The sequence below is a fragment of the Streptococcus varani genome (assembly GCF_001375655.1).
GTDB classification, from domain to species: domain Bacteria; phylum Bacillota; class Bacilli; order Lactobacillales; family Streptococcaceae; genus Streptococcus; species Streptococcus varani.
In genome coordinates this window covers 293876-312097 of sequence record NZ_CTEN01000003.1, presented here as the reverse complement: position 1 = coordinate 312097, position 18222 = coordinate 293876, and the positions used below count along the sequence as shown (strand labels likewise).

Sequence of the window (18222 nt, the reverse complement as noted above, 5' to 3'; positions counted from 1 at the left end):
CAGAAAATTTTTGGAGGATTTAGCAAAATGGCTAATAAACAAGATTTGATCGCAAAAGTTGCAGAAGCAACTTCATTGACTAAAAAGGACTCAGCAGCAGCAGTAGATGCTGTATTTGCAGCAGTAGCTGACTACCTTGCAGCAGGTGAAAAAGTTCAATTGATCGGTTTCGGTAACTTCGAAGTTCGCGAACGTGCAGCTCGTAAAGGTCGTAACCCACAATCAGGTGAAGAAATCACAATCGCAGCTTCAAAAGTTCCAGCATTTAAAGCAGGTAAAGCTCTTAAAGACGCTGTTAAATAATCACATTGTGATGAAAAAACTACTGGTTCGCCAGTAGTTTTTTGTATGTCTAAGTTATTTGGCTGAGGAAGGATAAGATAGGCTTTGGGAATTAACATCCTACTAGTAAGAGTAAACAAATTCCCCATACTTTAATTAATTTAAAAAATCTATATCCAAATTGTGCTATAATATAGGCAAATCTTTTAGAGAGTGTGTGATAGGATGAGTCAAACTGAGTTCTTGAAAATCTTTAATGATTTGGAGCAGACGCTTCAAAATAAGTATGATAGTACTGAAACGATTTATGATCTCTTGGATCGGGAGAAGAATGCTTTGGAGAGCAATCCTGTTAAGGCAAATTGGGAAATATTGGATATTGCTAGGCGTCTAAGGAATCTGCTTGCTCATGAAACCAAAACGAATCTACCGGTGGTAGCTACTCCTTCCCAGCAAATTATCAATATTCTCAAAAAAGTTACACATGATTATCAGCATCCAAAATCTCTTGCTGATTTTCTCGCAGAGGGTCAGCGTGAAAAAATCTTTTCCTTTAAAGTGACTGACTCCTTAATGGATGTTCTCAAGGTGATTCACCAAAAGCATTTTTCTCAGTTTCCAGTTTTTGATAACAAGGGTTATGTGGGTATTATTTCTAATAGTGGTATTGCAAATTGGCTAGCAACTCTCAGTCAAAAGGGAACCTTTTCTTCAGAAGATTTGCATAGGGTAAAGATAGCAGAAGTTATTCCTTTTGAGGAAAATGGCGATGCAGTGATCAGTCTTTTCAAGGAAACTACTTTGCATCAAACCCTTCATCATTTTACAGGTACAAAAGTCCGTGTCGCTATTGTTTGCCACCGGAAAAATTTAAGCATCCAATCAGCTGCTGATATTGCCGGTATTATCACCAAATCGGATCTTGGTCAGATGATCAAAGATTTGCAATGATACTCAGTGGTCATCTGTTTTTCAGGTGACTTTTTAAACGGTAAAATGGTCTCAGCAAGTAAGTATTTTATGTGGTAAAATGAAAGTATTAGGCCCTCTATATTTAAAGGAGTAACAATGAACCCAACCATCCAATTATTAAAAAAGCATGTATCCGTTCGCAATTTCAAACCTCAAAAATTAAATAAAAAAGAAGTGGAAACCTTGGTCGAGGCTGCTCAATCAGCTTCAACTGCTAGCTTTCTTCAGGCCTATTCTATTATCAGCATAGATGATGAAGACCTTCTTGAGAAAATTGTTGAAAAAGGAAAATTACAGTCTTTCATCCTAGAGGCAGGTCATTTCTTCATTTTTTGTGGAGATTTTAGGCGCCATGCCGATTTAGCTGCTCATCAAAAAATTGATATCAGTGGGACCCTTGAAGGAATTGATGCTCTTATGGTTGGAGCTATAGATGCTAGTTTGGCTGCTCAAAATTTGGTTATTGCAGCAGAATCTTTGGGCATGGGGGCTTGTTATATTGGTGGTGTAAGGGATGGTATTGAGGCTATTGCAGAGCTCCTGCATTTGCCTCAATATGTCTTTCCCATCTATGGTTTAGTTCTTGGTTATTCTGCAAAAATAAATGATAGGAAACCTCGTTTCCCACGAACCAGTATTCATCATTATAATGGTTATTCAAAGGAAACGTTAGAGAAAACAAATGAGTACGAGGAAATGACAGCAGATTATTATTTCAAGCGAGATTCCAGTAAAGGGCCTCTCACTTGGTCCTCCACTGCCTTTAAAAGCCTACTCAGCCGTCCTCGTAAGCATATGAAAGCTTTTCTTAATAAGCAAGGCTTGGCTAAGAAATAGAAATAAACTTTCCTTATCATAAATTTTATAAGGTAACGATTGCTTGGTTGATTAGCTTCAGAATTTTTTTGACTTTCTAAACAAGGAGATTAAAAGAGCTCAATCTTCAGCTTATTTTTTAAAATAAGGTATAAAAGGTTCAGAACCAGCAATTTAAAGCCGTGCTGATTCTGAGCCTTTTTACTTTTATAGAATTTTAATTAGTTAAATCTTGTCCCTTTGTTGCGATGACCTTTTGATACCAGAAGAAGGAGTCCTTGCGGTAGCGGTTGAGGGTCTTGAGGTCAAAATCATCACGATCTACATAAATGAAGCCGTAGCGTTTTTTGATTCCTTCATGGGTTGAAATCAAATCGATGGCTGACCATGGATTGTAACCCATCATCTCAACACCATCTGTGATAGCCAAATGAATTTGCTCGATGTGGTGACGGAGGTAGTCGATGCGGTATGGGTCATGAATTTTTCCATCTTCCGTCAGTGTATCGTAGGCACCTAAGCCGTTTTCTGTGATGAGAATCGGTAGGCGATAGCGGCTGTAAATTTCACGGAGAGTAGAACGGAAGCCAAGGGGATCAATTTCCCATCCGAACTCAGTTGTAACAAGATTTGGATTGAGTACAGCTTTGGCTATACCTGGGATGGTGCGACGAGATTGTTGGTCACCGGTCACCCCGTCGACATCAGATTCACTGACGGCTTCAACCGTTGCTGTATTATAATAGTTAATTCCTAGGAAGTCTGGTTTAGCAGCTTTCATGATGGTCAAATCTTCTTTGGTCACATGCGGAGTCGCATCATTTTCTTCCAAATAAGACCAAACGAGGTTGTTGTATACTCCATAGACTGCAGCATCCAAGTAAAGCCAGTTACGGATGACATTAAAGTTCTGGGATGCGATCACATCTTCTGGTTTTGAAGAAGCAGCGTAAACAAGAGCAATGTTTGGCGCTGGGCCAATCTTGGCTTGGGGCAACATTTGATGACAAATTTGCATGGCCTTAGCCTGAGCCACCAATTGGTGATGGTTTTGCTGGTAAATTTCTTTGGTTTTATTTGTCGTTCCTTCTGGGATATGCAAAGTTCCGATAACTGGACCGACCAAGGTCAGCATGTTTTGTTCATTGATGGTCAACCAATACTTGACACGGTCACCAAAGTTTTCAAAGAGAACAGTGGCAAATTCCGCGAACCAATCAATGGACTCACGTTTAGACCAAGAACCACGTTCATCCAAGGCAGCAGGCATATCAAAGTGGAACATAGTCACGATTGGCTCAATATCGTATTTTAAACACTCGTCAATGAGATTGTTATAGAATTCGATTCCTTGAGCGTTGACTTTGCCTGTTCCTTCCGGTAAAATCCGTGTCCATGAAATAGAGAAGCGGTAAGACTTAAAGCCCATTTCTGCCATGAGGGCGATATCTTCCTTGTAACGATGGTAATGGTCGACCGAAACAGAAAGATCCGAAGTCCCTTCTGGAATTTCTTTAACATCCTGACAAGACGGTCCTTTTCCGTCAATGAGGGCTGCACCTTCTACTTGATAAGCAGATGAGGAAGCTCCCCAGAAAAAATCATCTGGAAATGGTTTTAAGTTTTTATGAAGCATGAGATTCTCCTTTTTGTTTTCTTACTATATAGTATACTTTTGGATAGATGGAAAAACTAATGCTATAAACTGCTCTCTTGATACTATCCTCTGGAATACTTTGCTTTTAGTCTGAACTTTTCTCTTTTTTCTTGTAAGTGTTTTCATAATTTTATAAAATGAAAGAACAAATAAAAAAAGCGAGGTATTTTAATGTCTAAGGGTGTTAAAATTGCAACAATTGGTGGAGGGTCTAGCTATACTCCAGAATTAATGGAAGGTTTTATCAAACGATATGATGAACTTCCAATTAGAGAAATTTGGTTGGTGGATGTGGAAGCTGGTCGTGAAAAACAAGAAATTGTTGGTGCCATGGCTCAGAGGATGTGGGATGCATCTCCATATGATGTTAAAGTTTATACAACTCTCAATCGCGAAGAAGCACTCAAAGATGCAGACTTTGTTACTACTCAGTTCCGTGTTGGTCAGCTCAATGCCCGCATCAAAGATGAACGGATTCCTTTCTCTTATGGTCTTTTAGGCCAAGAAACAAATGGACCTGGTGGTATGTTCAAGGCTTTCCGAACCATTCCAATTGTCCTATCTGTAGTGGAGGATATGAAACGTCTCTGTCCAAATGCTTGGCTTATTAACTTTGCCAATCCAAGTGGCATGGTAACAGAAGCAGTATTGCGTTATGGCAAATGGGACCGGGTCGTTGGTCTTTGTAATGTTCCTGTTATGGCTAAAAAAGTTGAAGCTGAAATGCTGAATCAACCAGCTGAGGACTTGATTTACAAGTTTGCAGGACTCAACCATTTCCACTGGCATAAGGTAGCTGATAGAGCTGGCAATGATGTGACGCCTCAGGTCATCGAAAAACTTTACGAAGAGGAAAATGGTCTGCCGAAAAATATCCATGGTGTGCCATTCTTTAGAGAACAATTGGACCAGATGAATATGATTCCATGTGGGTATCATCAGTATTACTACCGGGCTGAGGAAATGCTGGCTCATGGTTTGGAGGAGTTTGCAACAATCGGTACTCGTGCAGAGCAAGTCAAAGCCTTAGAACATGAACTCTTTGAACTCTACAAGGATCCAGAACTTAACTACAAACCAAAACAATTGGAAGAGCGTGGTGGAGCCTACTACTCGGATGCGGCTTGTGAAACGATCGCCTCTATCTATGCTAACAAAAATACAGAAATTGTGGTGTCCACTCGTAATGATGGTGCGGTGCCAGACCTGCCAGCTGATTGTGCTGTCGAAGTAACGGCTAATTTGGGTGCCGCAGGAGCGCGAAATGTTGTCTTTGGTCCTCTGCCAACTGCTGAAAAAGGTTGGTTGCAGGTCATGAAAGCCATGGAACTTTTGACCATCGAAGCAGCCGTAACAGGTAACTATGCGCTAGCTCTTCAAGCCTTTACCATCAATCCGCTCATTCCTGCTGGTGCGACAGCAAAACGTGTTATGGATGAACTCTTTATTGCTCACAAAGAGCACTTACCACAGTTTGCGGATACCATTTCTAAATTGGAAGCTCAAGGTATCACTATCAAGGATGAAAAAGTCCGTGACTTGGTCAACTAATGAACAGGGAAAAGAAGGCCATTTGGTCTTCTTTTAGTCTATCTATACTTACAGATTCAAGTCACTTTTGGCATACCAATCTTTCAAAATACCAATCAAATCCTGAATTGCAGGACTTGTCTTATCCTGGTGAGTGACCAAAACCAGCTCGAAATGTTCTGGACAGTCGAAGGGAATCCAAGCAAATTCACCGTTATGATCATTGAGATAACCTGGGGAAAGGCAGATGGCTTTGTCGCTGGCAACTTGAATCATGGTGAAATCATGAGTGGGACTGTTGTAGTAATGGATAGGAACAGTCTCCAACACTCGTTGCTGCGCTTTCCGCAGGGTCTTTGAAGAGCCACCATTGACAAGAAGGGTTCGACCAGCCAAATCTTGAACCGTCACCCTATTGAGTTTTGCTAGCGGATCCTTGTGTTGACAGAGCAGGTAAATATGGCTGGTATAGAGAGGGTGGATGGTCACGCCATTCAGTTTCTCAGCTTCCTCCCTAGGCAAGAGAATCATATCCAGTTCCTTTTGTAGAAAGGCAGTTCTGTAACCATTTGGTGGCTGGATTTCAGGGACAATCTGAATCTGGGGATGTTTTTCCTCAAATGCCTTGATGGCTTGGGGCAGATAGTAAAGAGAACTGCGCGTGGCATAGCCAATCCTGATGGAATCCCTGTATTTTTCCCCCATATTTTGAGCCTGCTCAATGGCAAACTGTAGTTCAACTGAGAGGCGTTGGAGTGACGTGACCAGCTGCTGACCAGCAGGTGTCAGGCGGATGCTTTTCCCAATGCGATCAAAAATAGGAAATCCGACTTCCTCCTCAATGACCTTGATTTGATAAGAAAGAGAGGGCTGGGATATGTAGAGATTTTCTGCAGCCCGACTAAGATTGAGCGTCTTCGCCGTCTCGATGATATAGTCCATTTGTTTTGTGTTCATAAGTAAGATATTAAGCCCGTAAAATCCAAAGCAAAAATAGGCGGTAAATCAGCTAAAAATGAAAGAAGTATTGCTTCTTTTAACAATGATTTCGTTAACGCACCCCGGTCAGGTCGACTAGATTTTTTAAAGGTTTATAAAAACCGAGGAAAACTCAAACGACTACGACGTGAGAATATCAATCATTAGGATAATCAACTTAAACAATCATCTTTTTTGCACAGGATTGAGGGCGGGTTCAGTTAGATAAACTAACTGTTCAATTCCTTTCTATCATTTTATTTCTTATAAAATTATTTTATTAATAATCGAAAAAATGTATTGGATAATTTTATTATAGAGGATTAGAATAGAATTATCAAGTCAGAGAGGAAAAGCGAAATGACAAAGGAAGTGCTAAAAGATTTACATCGTCAGGTCAATCAAGCTATGGTGGACAAAGACATTGCTAAGTTGGAAGAACTTTTAAAAGCGGATACTGTCTTGGTTCATATGACAGGTTACAAGCAGCCAGTTTCAGAATGGCTGGACCAGATTAAATCCGAGGAAATGAAGTATTATTCTTGGAAAGAGGAAGCAATTAAGGATATTGTTATTGACGGTGACAAGGCTAGTTTGATTGGTCAAAGTCGAGTCAAAGCTCTCATCTGGGGTGGCGGTCCTCATACCTGGCCCTTGCAAATTGAAATGCACTTTGAAAAAGTGGATGGTCAGTGGGAGATAGTGAAACAGATTGCAAGTACATATGAATAAACTCAACTAGAGAGGAAAAAGAAATGACAAAAGAAGTTGTATTAGTAACCGGTGCTGGTCAGATTTCACTGGCTATCACGCGTCGTATGGCCTTTGGTAAGAAAGTCATTTTAGGCGATAAATCTCTGGAAAATGCTGAGAAAATGGCCATGATTTTAAGCCAATCTGGTTTTGATGTGTTACCGGTGGAGATGGATTTGTCCTGCCGTGATTCCATAAAAACCTTCATCGCTACTGGATTAGGATATGGTCCTATTAAATATCTTATCAATGGTGCAGGTGTTTCGCCATCACAGGCATCCATTGAGACCATTCTCAAAGTTGATTTGTATGGAACGGCAGTTTTATTGGAAGAAGTAGGTAAGGTCATCGCCAGTGGTGGTGCTGGAGTGACCATTTCCAGCCAATCTGGTTTTCGTATGCCGGCTCTGACAGCGGAACAGGATAGGGCTTTGGCGACCTGTCCAGCGGAAGAACTTCTGGATTTGGATTTCCTACAGTCAGATGTCATCACAGACTCTCTCCATGCCTATCAATTAGCCAAGCGGGCTAATGAAAAGCGGGTCATGTTTGAAGCAGTTCGCTGGGGCAAACGAGGAGCTCGCATCAATGATATTGCACCAGGGATCATCGTCACCCCACTGGCATTGGACGAATTCAACGGACCACGCGGTGAATTTTATATGAATATGTTTGCCAAATCTCCAGCGGGTCGTCCTGGAACAGCCGATGAAGTGGCTAATCTAGCTGACCTCATCCTCAGTGAGCGAGGTCAATTTATCACGGGTTCTACTCTCCTCATCGATGGTGGTGCTACCGCTACATTTTTCTATGGTCAGTAAAAATTTACAAAAATACTTGACTTGGAGTTGACTCTAAGATATATAATAGTCATAAACCATAGAAAGAAGGCGTTTTCATGAACATAAAAAGAGTCAGTGAACTGGTGGGCGTATCTGCGGATACTATTCGCTATTATGAACGGATTGGACTCCTTCCAACTATCACGCGTAACTAGTCTGGCATTCGCGATTTTACCGAACAGGAGATAAAAGTTTTAGAGTTTGTCCTCTGTTTTCGGAAGGCAGGTGTCAGTGTCGAGTCCCTGATTGATTATGTATTGCTCTTGGAACAAGGGGAGGGGACTGAACGTGCTCGTTTGGAGATTTTAAAAGAGGAGTTGCAAGGTTTGGATAGCAGGATTTCCGAATTGACTGCTGCTAGAGACCGACTTCATTTCAAAGTTGAAAATTATGAAAATTTGATTTCAGGACCAGAGAAGGAATTGTTTGAATAGGTGGAACAATCTTTAATAAAAAGCATAGAAAGAAGGACAAATATGAAAGTTGCAACCTTTATTGAGCCAGGTAAAATGGTCATTACTGAGGCTGACATGCCGAAAATCGAAAAAGAGACAGATGCCATCATCGAGATTGTGCGTGCCTGTGTCTGCGGTTCCGATTTGTGGTGGTACCGAGGTATTTCGCCTCGTGAACATGATACTTATGCTGGACATGAGGCCATTGGTATTGTCAAAGAAGTTGGGGTAGAGGTGACAGCTGTCAAAGCAGGTGATTTTGTCATTGTTCCTTTTACCCATGGCTGTGGAGAATGCGCGGCTTGTCGGACTGGTTTTGATGGCAACTGTACACATCGTGAGCCAGGTGGCAATGCGGGTTACCAGGGAGAATATCTACGTTTCACAAATGCCAATTGGGCCTTGGTCAAAGTTCCTGGTCAGCCATCAGATTATACAGATGGACAGCTCAATTCTCTGCTAACATTGTCAGATGTGATGGCAACGGGCTACCATGCTGCAAGAACAGCTGAGGTCAAAGAAGGGGATACAGTGGTTGTCATGGGTGATGGTGCTGTGGGACTCTGTGGGATCATTGGTGCCAAGATGTTGGGTGCCAAACGCATCATAGCCATGAGTCGCTACCCTGATCGCCAAACATTGGCCAAAGAATTTGGTGCGACAGACATTATTGCTGAACGGGGTCAAGAAGCGGTGGCTAAAGTCCTGGCCTTGACAAATGGTGATGGCGCAGATGCCATTTTAGAATGCGTCGGAACCGAGCAATCTCTAGAAACAGCTGTCGATGTTGCTCGTCCAGGTGCAATCGTGGGTCGTGTCGGTGTGCCACAAAAAGCAGACATGGATACTGCCAAGCTCTTCTGGAAAAATATCGGACTGCGTGGTGGTGTTGCCTCTGTGACCACTTACGACAAGGAAGTTCTCTTAGATGCTGTTCTCAAGGGCGACATTGAACCTGGTAAAGTCTTTAATCAGCGCTTTGAGTTGGAGGACATTCAGGCTGCTTATGAAGCTATGGACAAGCGACAAGCCATCAAGTCTTTGGTCATCGTTCGAGACTAAAACAAGAGATAGAAAGAAGGTTCATATGGCAAATTTTGAAGAATTAAAGGACAATGGCGTCTTCCCTTTGGGGCAAAAAAATGAAGCCTACTCCCATGTCTTTACGGGCCAATCCTATCTGCAGGCATTGGCCCAGGCTCCAGATGGGCATTTTGGAATCAGTAATGTAACCTTTGAACCGGGTTGCCGCAATAACTGGCATGCCCATATCGGTGGTTATCAGATTCTCTTAGTGACCGGTGGTCAAGGCTTTTATCAGGAAGATGGCAAGCTAGCTCGTCTCTTGACAAAAGGAGATGTAGTAGTGATTGAGGATGGCGTTAAGCACTGGCATGGTGCCACCAAAGATTCCTGGTTTTCCCATGTGGCTATCTCAGCTGGCAGCGCGGAGTGGTATGAGGCTGTATCTGATGAAGATTATGCCTTAGCACATGAAGTTCAGGATTAGATTTTTTCAAAAGAAAGAAGGTTGCGGATGACTGAAGAAAATAAAAAAATCGTCCAAACTGCTGGACGTGATCATTTAGGTGATTTTTCACCAGAATTTGCCCATTACAATGACGATGTCCTCTTTGGTGAGAACTGGAACAATAAGGACATTGACCTGAAAACCAGATGCCTGCTGACGGTGACAGCTCTCATGGCTCAGGGCATTACGGATTCCTCTCTTGAGCACCATCTACAAAATGCCAAAAACAATGGAGTGACAAAGGTAGAAATCGCTGCAGCCATTACCCATGTGGCCTTTTATGCGGGTTGGCCAAAAGCCTGGGCAACCTTTCACCTAGCCAAAGACATTTGGACAGACTAGACAGACAATTTATGAATGTAAAAAGGAGAGACAAGATGACAGAAACATTTACACTGAACGACGGAAACACCATTCCAGGTGTGGGATTTGGTGTTTTCCTGATTCCAGCTGATGGTTCCACCTATGCAGCAGTGAAAGAGGCTATAGCTGCTGGTTATCGCCACATTGACACGGCTCAAGTCTATCTAAATGAAAAGGAAGTAGGACAAGCCATCGCCGACTCTGGTATCTCGCGGGAAGAAATCTTTGTTACCACAAAGCTCTGGTTACAGGACTATGCCTATGATTTAGCGGTCAAGGGTCTGGAGACTTCGCTGGCAAAACTTGGCTTGGACTATATTGATTTGGTCCTCCTCCATCAGCCATACGGAGAAGTTCATGATGCCTGGCGTGCCCTAGAAGATTTTAAGGCGGCTGGCAAAATCAAGTCCATCGGGGTTTCCAACATGACGCCAAAATTATGGCAGAAATTTGTCCCAAACTTTATGACGCTTCCAGCTGTCAACCAGGTAGAACTACATCCTTATTCCCAGCAGAAAGAATTGCGTCAGTTACTAGCTAAGGACAATGTCTTACTGGAAGCTTGGGGCCCGCTTGGTCAGGGAGATGCGAAACTTTTATCAGATCCCCTCATCGTCTCCTTGGCTAAAAAATATGGCAAGGATGCGGGCCAGATTATCCTGCGATTTGAAAACCAGGAAGGGATCATCGTTCTGCCAAAATCCACCAAACCAGAACGCATCAAGTCCAACCTGGATATCTTTGATTTCACATTGACAGATGAAGAGATGGAAGTCCTACAGAACTTGGACAAGGGACAAGGCAAACACGACCCAGATGCACCAGGTGTGGGTGAGTGGCTCCTCAGTAACTACGACATTCACGCTTTTGATGAATAAAATCAATCATGTCTGACCAAATGGTTGGGCATGTTTTGGATAATTTTGGAAATAAGCCTTAAAAACTCTAGCTCCGTAGCAAAATTCAGACAAAGATTTTTCACTTTGATATAATGACAAAAAAGGAGGATTTGCCATGTCAATGTTGTTATCTCCAGTACAAATTGCTCGTTTGGACTTGAAAAACCGTGTGGTTATGCCACCTATGTGTATGTATGAAGTCAAGTCGGAAGATGGTTTGCCAACGGCATTTCACCACGCTCACTATGGTGCAAGGGCAATTGGCGGTGTCGGCTTGATTATTCAAGAGGCTACGGCTGTTGAGCCTGATGGTCGTCTGACCAAACATGATTTGGGTCTCTGGAATGACGCTCAAGGAGAGGCACTCTCTCATCTGGTGGAAGAATTGCATGCTTTTGGAGCAAAAGTCGGTGCACAAATCTGTCATGCAGGCCGCAAAGCAGCAGATGCCCTTGAGCCACTAGCTCCAAGTGCTATTCCTTATAATGACAGTTTTAATGATCCTATTCAAATGAGCATGGACGATATTGTCCGTATCAAAGCTGCTTTCGTTGCTGCAGCCAAACGTGCAGATGCTGCTGGCTATGATATGATTGAAATACATGCAGCCCACGGCTACTTGATCAATCAGTTTTTTGAACCTATGACCAATCAGCGGACAGATGCTTACGGCGGCTCATTGGAGAATCGATTCCGCTTCCTAAAAGAAATCATTGAGGACATCAAACCAGTTTTTGCAAAACCAATCTGGGTCCGATTGTCCGTTTCTGCCTATGATGAGACAGGATTACAAAATACGATCGAAGACTACCAGCAAATTGCTAAATGGTTGGAAGAACTGGGAGTATCTTGTCTGGATATTTCTACTGGTGGCTTGTTACCACGTAGACCTAATATTCCTATCTATGGTGGGTATCAAGCAGGCTTTTCGGCAAAAATAAAAGAAGCGGTCAAACTTCCTGTCACGGCTGTCGGATTGCTCCACAGCCCGGAATTGTGTGAATACCTTCTTCAATATCAGCAAGCTGATCTAGTGCAAGTCGGTCGTGGACTGATTGGCAATCCTAACTGGCCTGCCCATGCGGCCAGTGTGCTCCATGATCATGACTATGTAATTTACAATGATTCGTATGCGCGTGGTCTTGCAAAGTAGGAAAGAAGTGTTAAGCAAGCTTATAAAAAATACCTGACTGATTGTCAAGCATTTTTTTATGAGCGTTTTTGTCGGATGTAATAATAGGCGACACAAGCAAGGTAGAAGAAGCTGATGATGAAAATGAGGATACTCCAAGGGATGAATGCCCAAGTAACTTCCCAAACAATTAAAAAATATCCTAGAATGAAACTAAGAAGGTATGCTGGCAGGATAATAGCGAAGTATCTCCCAACCAAAGTAAAAACTCTGTAAGTCAAGAAGTCACATTTTTGAAAAAAAGTATTCATAGGATAAGTAAAGTCCTTTCTTTGAAAAGAGATAAGATTAGAAATTTCATTGATGAGGATAAAACCAGGTCTGCTATTAAAATTTCCTTGGATGTGATGAATCAAACTTTCTATTTCTATGTGAAAGATGCCTAGCTCACTGGTCAGGTATTTCTCCATTTTCTTTTAAAATTTCAGTGAATCGATGGGTGAAGAGGGCTGTCATACCCCAGATAGTTTCCCCGTTTTCATCATAGAAAGGAATTGTCCGAGCTTGCTCAGAAAAAGGATATTTGCGTCCTTTACGGATGCGGTCAAAGGGGAAGTCCTGCTGATCATCGAGAGTCATGGCCAGAGAATGATAGGTTGGAGCTTGCTCCATGAGTTTTTGTAACGGGATGGTGAAGAGTCTAGCTACCTCATCCTTGTTTGGCTCAATGGCCTGCCAATCATGGACTAGGATTTGACCGATAAAGCAGTGGATAGTCCGGTGCTGGTGAACGAGATAATCTATTTCTCCGAAAAGATTAATGTCTTCCTTTTGAAGATTGAGTTCCTCACAGGTTTCTCGAATAGCAGCTTGACTCAGGCTTTCCCCCTCTTCTACACGACCACCTGGAAAGGATACATCACCCGGCTGCGGAATAGTCTCACTACGGATTTGGTAGAGGATGTGCCAATTACCATCAACCTTGACTAGTGGAATGAGTACACTATAGATTTTTCGTTGGCCCAAGGGTTTCGGAATATAATGGGAGAACAACTCTTTCATGGGAGACCTGACTTTCTTAGATGAAGAACTTCTTTTTCTTTATCTTACAAAAGTTTTGAAAGATGGTCAATAGGATAGTCTGAAAACGCTGTTTTTTTAGGAATTTATGGTAAAATAAAGGCAGAAACAAAACAAGGAGAAAACACTATGACGGATGTTTTACAATTTGGTTACGGCCAATCTGTCGCTCAAATGCAACTCAAGCGACTCAATCGCCATGGCATTATCGCAGGAGCAACAGGGACTGGTAAGACCGTTACTCTTAAGGTATTAGCTGAGCAACTGAGTGATGCGGGAATCCCAGTCTTTCTATCTGATATTAAGGGTGACCTCATGAGTCTAGCTCAGGAAAATACGGAGCCTGTATCTACTGAACGACTAGAAGCGACTCACTATGTAGACTATCAGCCATCATCATATCCTATTGAGCTTTGGGATGTGACCGGTGATAAGGGAATTCCAGTTCGTATGACCATTTCAGAGATGGGACCTGTCCTTCTAACTCGTCTCTTGGGTCTCAATGAAACTCAGGAAAGCATTTTAAATATTGTCTTTAGCGTAGCAGATGAACGTGGATTACTTCTGATTGATATGATGGACTTGCGTGCCATGCTCAACTTTGTAGCAGACAATGCCTCTGAACTCAGCAAACACTATGGCAATATTCCTGCTCAATCAGTTGGAGCGATTATCCGCAGTTTAGTGGTTCTAGAACAACAGGGTGGAAAGATTTTCTTTGGCGAGCCCAGCCTAGACATCGCAGACTTGATGCGCTTGGATAGTGATGGACGTGGGATTATCAGTGTCCTCAATGCCACTCAGCTCTTTAGCCAACCGACCCTGTATTCAACGGTTCTCTTATCTCTCTTGTCAGAACTCTATGAAGTCTTGCCAGAAGTAGGAGATTTGGACAAACCTAAGATGGTCTTCTTTTTCGATGAGGCTCATGTTCTCTTTAAGGATACGCCAAAGGTTCTCTTAGAAAAAATTGAACTGATTGTCCGTCTCATCCGTTCCAAGGGTGTCGGTATCTTCTTTGTAACTCAAAATCCAACCGATATTCCTGACACTATCGCTAGTCAGCTGGGTAATCGAATTCAGCATGGTCTTCGTGCTTTTACACCGAAGGAATTGAAGAGCGTTACTGTGGTTGCAGACACTTTCCGTCAAGAAGCTGGGCAAGATTTGGCGAAAGTCATTCAAGAACTCAAAGTGGGGGAAGCTGTCGTATCTGTGCTCGGAGTAGATGGTACACCTAGCTATGCTGACCGTGTTATGATTTATCCACCTAAGAGTCTTCTGGGAACGGCCGATCCAAGTTTGGTCAATAGTTTGATCAACCGCTCCAATCTCATGGACAAGTATGCAAACAGCATTGACCGTGAGTCTGCTCATGAACAAATTGCTGCCTGGAATGAGGAAAAAGAAACAGCTCTGAAAGAAGCAGTGGCTAAAGAGGAAGCGGAAAAAGCCCAAAAAGCTGCAGAGAAGTTAGCTGAAAAAGAAGCTCAGAAAGAAGAGAGAGCAGAAAGTAAGAAAACTGACAAAACAGTGAGCACACGTCGCTCCGATTCACCAATGGATCGCTTCACAAAAAATGTTATGTCAGCGGTTGGCCGCGAGGCAGGTCGCATTCTTATGCGCGGGATTACCGGCATGTTGACAGGTAAGAAATAAGTTAGAAACTTTCACACAGACACTAAGGGAGCAGCTGCTCCTTTTTTGATTTTTAGATATGGAAGCTGTTCAGACAACCACTATTGACTTGTGAAATACTTTTCAAAAAATGAATAATTAGGATGACTTGTGAAAGTAATTTCTAAAATTTAAAAAGTATTGAAATAATTTTCAAAAACAGCTATACTGATAATGTAATCGGTTACTTAGGAGAAACTATGGAAATAAAATATAAGATTCTTCCCATTATCGAATCCTCCTTGGATGGAATGACACATTTGGAGAAAGAGATTGCACATTACTTTTTATACGACTCTCCAAAAGGATTGACTGCTGAAGCAGTAGCAAAGAAATTACATGTTTCAAAAGCCAGTCTGACACGTTTTGCACAGAAATGTGGCTTCAAGGGCTATCGCGAATTTGCCTTTGAATACCAACGTTATAAGGAAGAAAGTGAAGGTCAATTTTCAACCATTCATCAGGGGTTGACCAAGAGAGTCTTATCCGACTATGATGAGATATTAGCCAAGACCTATTCTCTGGTGGATGAAGAGCAAATTTTACGGATTAGTCGTCGTCTGGAAGAAGCCAAAAGGGTTTATTTTTATGGCCAAGGTTTGTCTAGCTTAGTTTCTCAAGAAATGAAGATTCGCTTTATGCGGTTGGGTCTGATTTGTGAGGCAGTAACAGATGATCACATGTTGCAATGGATGGATAATCTCATTGATTCAGAATGTTTGGTTATAGGTCAGTCGATTTCTGGAAAAACTTTGGCAGTTATGGAGGCATTGAAGAAGGCTCAAAAAAAAGGAGCATATACCATTTTAATGTCAACTCAAAAGCTGGAAAAAGATGATGTAGCGGATGAAGTTCTACTGGTCGCTTCTGCTAAAAACTTGAGTTATGGGAACCGTATTTCGCCACAATTCCCACTCTTATTGATTGTGGATCTACTCTATGCCAATTTTATGGCCAATAACCAAATTGAAAAAGAAAAACGCTTTAAACGAACCATTATCAAAATAGAAGGAGGTTAAAGAATGTTGAAAAAAGATGAATTTTTAGACCAAATAAAAGATGGGATTATTGTGTCTTGTCAAGCCTTACCTGGAGAACCGCTCTATACGGAGAAGGGAGGAATCATGCCACTTTTTGCACTGGCAGCAGAGCAAGCTGGTGCAGTAGGGATTCGGGCCAATTCGGTTCGTGATATCCAAGAGATTCAAGCGGTGACTAGTCTTCCCATTATCGGGATTATCAAACGAGATTATTTACCAGAGGAGCCTTTCATCACGGCTACCATGAGAGAAGTGGATGAATTAGCTGCCTTAGGAATCGCGGTGATAGCACTAGATTGTACCTCAAGGGAACGCCATGATGATTTGACGATCTCACAATTTATTCATCAAATCCGAGAAAAATACCCTAATCAGCTTTTTATGGCAGATATTTCAACTTTTGAAGAAGGTCTTGCGGCCTATCGCGATGGCGTTGACTTTGTTGGGACTACGCTTTCTGGCTATACTTCCTACAGTCGGCAAGAGGAAGGACCAGATTTGGACTTGATGGATAAACTCTGCAAAGCTGGAATTCCAGTCATTGCAGAAGGCAAGATTCACACACCCGAACAAGCTAGCCAAATCCATAAATTAGGGGTAGCAGGAATTGTCGTCGGTGGTGCCATTACGCGCCCCAAAGAAATAGCTCATCGCTTTATTTCAGCTCTATAACATACTCATTCATAAAGGAGAAGAAAAATGGATTTTAAGAAATTTTCGAAATTGAGTCAAGCTTTTATGTTACCTATTTCGATCCTTCCGGTTGCGGGGCTCTTGCTTGGTATCGGTGGTGCACTATCCAATGCTAATGCAGTGTCACAATTTCCGCTCTTGAATCAAGAGTGGTTGCAGGTAATCTTTAAGATTATGAGTACTGCTGGTGGTGCGGTTTTTGCAAACCTAGCTCTTATTTTTGCTATTGGGGTTGCAGTTGGTTTGGCGGAGGCTGATAAGGGAACAGCTGGTTTGTCTGCTGGGGTTGCTTACTTGGTTTATACAGCAACCATCTCTGGTTTCCTTGGTCTCTTTTCAAAAGAGGGAGCAACCATTGATACGGGTGTTTTGGGCGCTTTGGTGATCGGTTTGGTAGTCGTTGCTCTTCACAATCGTTATCGGAAAATTGAGTTACCAGCTTACTTAAGTTTTTTTGGTGGTTCTCGTTTTATTCCGATTGTGTCTTCTTTTGCAGCCATTGCCATTGGAGCCATCTTCTATGTAATTTGGCCACCTGTTCAAAATGCTTTAGTGGTCTTTGGTGAAAAGATTGCAGATATGGGTAGTTTTGGAACCTTCTTGTATGGTTTCTTCCTTCGTTTGACAGGTGCTTTTGGACTTCATCACACCATTTATCCAATGTTCTGGTACACTTCGCTAGGTGGTACAGAAGTGGTAGCTGGGGAGACCATTCAAGGTGCTCAAAATATTTTCTTTGCCCAATTGGGTGATCCAAATCATACAGGTCTCTTTACCTATGGAACTCGTTTCTTTGCAGGTCGTTTTGCAACTATGATCTTTGGTTTGCCAGCATCTTGTTTGGCTATGTATCATTCTATTCCAAAGGAAAATCGTAAGAAATTTGGTTCTTTCTATTCAAGTAGTGCCTTAACTTCTATCTTAACAGGTATTACAGAATCAATCGAGTTCGCTTTCCTTTTTGTAGCCCCTTGGCTCTATGTTGTCCATGCTTTTCTAGATGGTTTATCCTTCTTCATAGCTGACTTGCTTAAAATTCGTATCGGGAACTCTTTCTCTGGTGGTCTCATTGACTTTACAATCTTTGGCATTTTCCAAGGAAATGCTCATACCAACTGGATTTTAGTTCTTCCTGTGGGTGTGCTTTGGGCAGCAATTTACTATTTCACCTTTAAATTCCTCATTGCTAAATTCAAAGTAGCTATCCCTGGTATGGAGACTGGAGATTTAAACTCAAGTACTTCCAACAAAATGATGGCAAATGGCAGCAGTTTACATGAGTTGTCTATTAACATTATTGATGCTCTAGGCGGTGATAGCAATATTGAAGATGTCGCAGCGTGCGCAACGCGACTTCGGGTATCACTAAAAGATTCCAGTCTTGTTGATAAAGATGTTCTGAAAGCAATTGGAGCGACAGCTGTCTTGGATGTAAAAAATGGGATTCAAGCCATCTATGGTGGTAAAGCCATTCTTTACAGTCAGGAAATCAATCAAATTCTCGGTAGAGAAGAATAAGAAA

The 18222-nt window shown here is 42.1% G+C and carries 18 protein-coding genes and 1 pseudogene; 16 read left to right on the top strand and 3 right to left on the bottom strand.

The annotated features are described in order from the left end of the window. Positions 1-27 precede the first annotated feature (27 nt). The 3 genes from BN1356_RS07625 (at position 28) to nfsA (ending at position 2091) form a co-directional block, all read left to right on the top strand. Positions 28-303: an HU family DNA-binding protein gene (locus BN1356_RS07625; RefSeq protein ID WP_093650803.1), complete on the top strand. Its 276-nt coding sequence runs from the start codon at positions 28-30 to the stop codon at positions 301-303. A 204-nt stretch (positions 304-507) separates the two neighbouring features. Next, entirely contained in the window at positions 508-1233 is a 726-nt protein-coding gene (locus tag BN1356_RS07620) for a CBS domain-containing protein (protein ID WP_093650802.1), read from the top strand. A gap of 117 nt (positions 1234-1350) precedes the next feature. Continuing rightward, entirely contained in the window at positions 1351-2091 is a 741-nt protein-coding gene (gene nfsA, locus BN1356_RS07615; RefSeq protein ID WP_093650801.1) for an oxygen-insensitive NADPH nitroreductase, read from the top strand. A 196-nt stretch (positions 2092-2287) separates the two neighbouring features. On the opposite strand, the gene BN1356_RS07610 is transcribed toward nfsA, so the two are convergent. Then, on the bottom strand, positions 2288-3706 hold the full coding sequence (locus BN1356_RS07610; RefSeq protein ID WP_093650800.1) for a glycoside hydrolase family 1 protein: 1419 nt from the start codon (positions 3704-3706) through the stop codon (positions 2288-2290). A 192-nt stretch (positions 3707-3898) separates the two neighbouring features. Here BN1356_RS07610 and BN1356_RS07605 point away from each other — a divergent pair, with 192 nt between their 5' ends. Beyond that, on the top strand, positions 3899-5278 hold the full coding sequence (locus BN1356_RS07605) for a 6-phospho-beta-glucosidase (RefSeq protein WP_093650799.1): 1380 nt from the start codon (positions 3899-3901) through the stop codon (positions 5276-5278). Between the two features lie 48 nt (positions 5279-5326). On the opposite strand, the gene BN1356_RS07600 is transcribed toward BN1356_RS07605, so the two are convergent. After that, the gene (locus tag BN1356_RS07600; protein WP_093650798.1) at positions 5327-6214 is read right to left on the bottom strand and encodes a LysR family transcriptional regulator; all 888 of its coding nucleotides are present in this window, start codon (positions 6212-6214) and stop codon (positions 5327-5329) included. Between the two features lie 381 nt (positions 6215-6595). Between BN1356_RS07600 and BN1356_RS07595 the strand changes: the two genes are divergently transcribed. The 8 genes and pseudogenes from BN1356_RS07595 (at position 6596) to BN1356_RS07560 (ending at position 12231) form a co-directional block, all read left to right on the top strand. Next, on the top strand, positions 6596-6967 hold the full coding sequence (locus BN1356_RS07595) for a nuclear transport factor 2 family protein (protein WP_093650797.1): 372 nt from the start codon (positions 6596-6598) through the stop codon (positions 6965-6967). Between the two features lie 23 nt (positions 6968-6990). Then, positions 6991-7809: an SDR family oxidoreductase gene (locus tag BN1356_RS07590; RefSeq protein WP_093650796.1), complete on the top strand. Its 819-nt coding sequence runs from the start codon at positions 6991-6993 to the stop codon at positions 7807-7809. 77 nt (positions 7810-7886) lie between these two features. Continuing rightward, a pseudogene (locus BN1356_RS07585) lies at positions 7887-8264 on the top strand (MerR family transcriptional regulator). Positions 8265-8306: 42 nt separating this feature from the next. Further along, positions 8307-9347: a zinc-dependent alcohol dehydrogenase family protein gene (locus BN1356_RS07580; protein WP_093650795.1), complete on the top strand. Its 1041-nt coding sequence runs from the start codon at positions 8307-8309 to the stop codon at positions 9345-9347. A gap of 25 nt (positions 9348-9372) precedes the next feature. Then, positions 9373-9795: a cupin domain-containing protein gene (locus tag BN1356_RS07575; protein ID WP_093650794.1), complete on the top strand. Its 423-nt coding sequence runs from the start codon at positions 9373-9375 to the stop codon at positions 9793-9795. A gap of 27 nt (positions 9796-9822) precedes the next feature. Further along, positions 9823-10158: a carboxymuconolactone decarboxylase family protein gene (locus BN1356_RS07570; protein ID WP_093650793.1), complete on the top strand. Its 336-nt coding sequence runs from the start codon at positions 9823-9825 to the stop codon at positions 10156-10158. Between the two features lie 35 nt (positions 10159-10193). After that, on the top strand, positions 10194-11057 hold the full coding sequence (locus tag BN1356_RS07565; RefSeq protein ID WP_093650792.1) for an aldo/keto reductase: 864 nt from the start codon (positions 10194-10196) through the stop codon (positions 11055-11057). Between the two features lie 136 nt (positions 11058-11193). Further along, positions 11194-12231 carry an oxidoreductase gene (locus BN1356_RS07560; protein WP_093650791.1) on the top strand — a complete coding sequence of 346 codons (1038 nt, stop codon included), beginning with the start codon at positions 11194-11196 and terminating at the stop codon, positions 12229-12231. 426 nt (positions 12232-12657) lie between these two features. Here BN1356_RS07560 and BN1356_RS07555 read toward each other — a convergent pair whose 3' ends face one another. After that, positions 12658-13272: an NUDIX hydrolase gene (locus BN1356_RS07555; RefSeq protein WP_093650790.1), complete on the bottom strand. Its 615-nt coding sequence runs from the start codon at positions 13270-13272 to the stop codon at positions 12658-12660. Positions 13273-13419: 147 nt separating this feature from the next. On the opposite strand from BN1356_RS07555, the gene BN1356_RS07550 reads away from it, so the two are divergent. The 4 genes from BN1356_RS07550 to BN1356_RS07535 all read left to right on the top strand — a co-directional run bounded on the left by BN1356_RS07550 (position 13420) and on the right by BN1356_RS07535 (position 18218). After that, complete coding sequence (locus BN1356_RS07550; protein WP_093650789.1) at positions 13420-14949, top strand: helicase HerA-like domain-containing protein; 1530 nt, start codon at positions 13420-13422, stop codon at positions 14947-14949. A 218-nt stretch (positions 14950-15167) separates the two neighbouring features. Beyond that, the gene (locus tag BN1356_RS07545) at positions 15168-15986 is read left to right on the top strand and encodes a MurR/RpiR family transcriptional regulator (RefSeq protein ID WP_093650788.1); all 819 of its coding nucleotides are present in this window, start codon (positions 15168-15170) and stop codon (positions 15984-15986) included. Between the two features lie 3 nt (positions 15987-15989). Then, a complete protein-coding gene (locus BN1356_RS07540) occupies positions 15990-16679 on the top strand; it encodes an N-acetylmannosamine-6-phosphate 2-epimerase (protein WP_093650787.1) in 690 nt (229 codons plus the stop codon). 27 nt (positions 16680-16706) lie between these two features. Next, complete coding sequence (locus BN1356_RS07535; protein ID WP_093650786.1) at positions 16707-18218, top strand: PTS transporter subunit EIIC; 1512 nt, start codon at positions 16707-16709, stop codon at positions 18216-18218. The last annotated feature ends 4 nt before the right edge of the window (positions 18219-18222 follow it).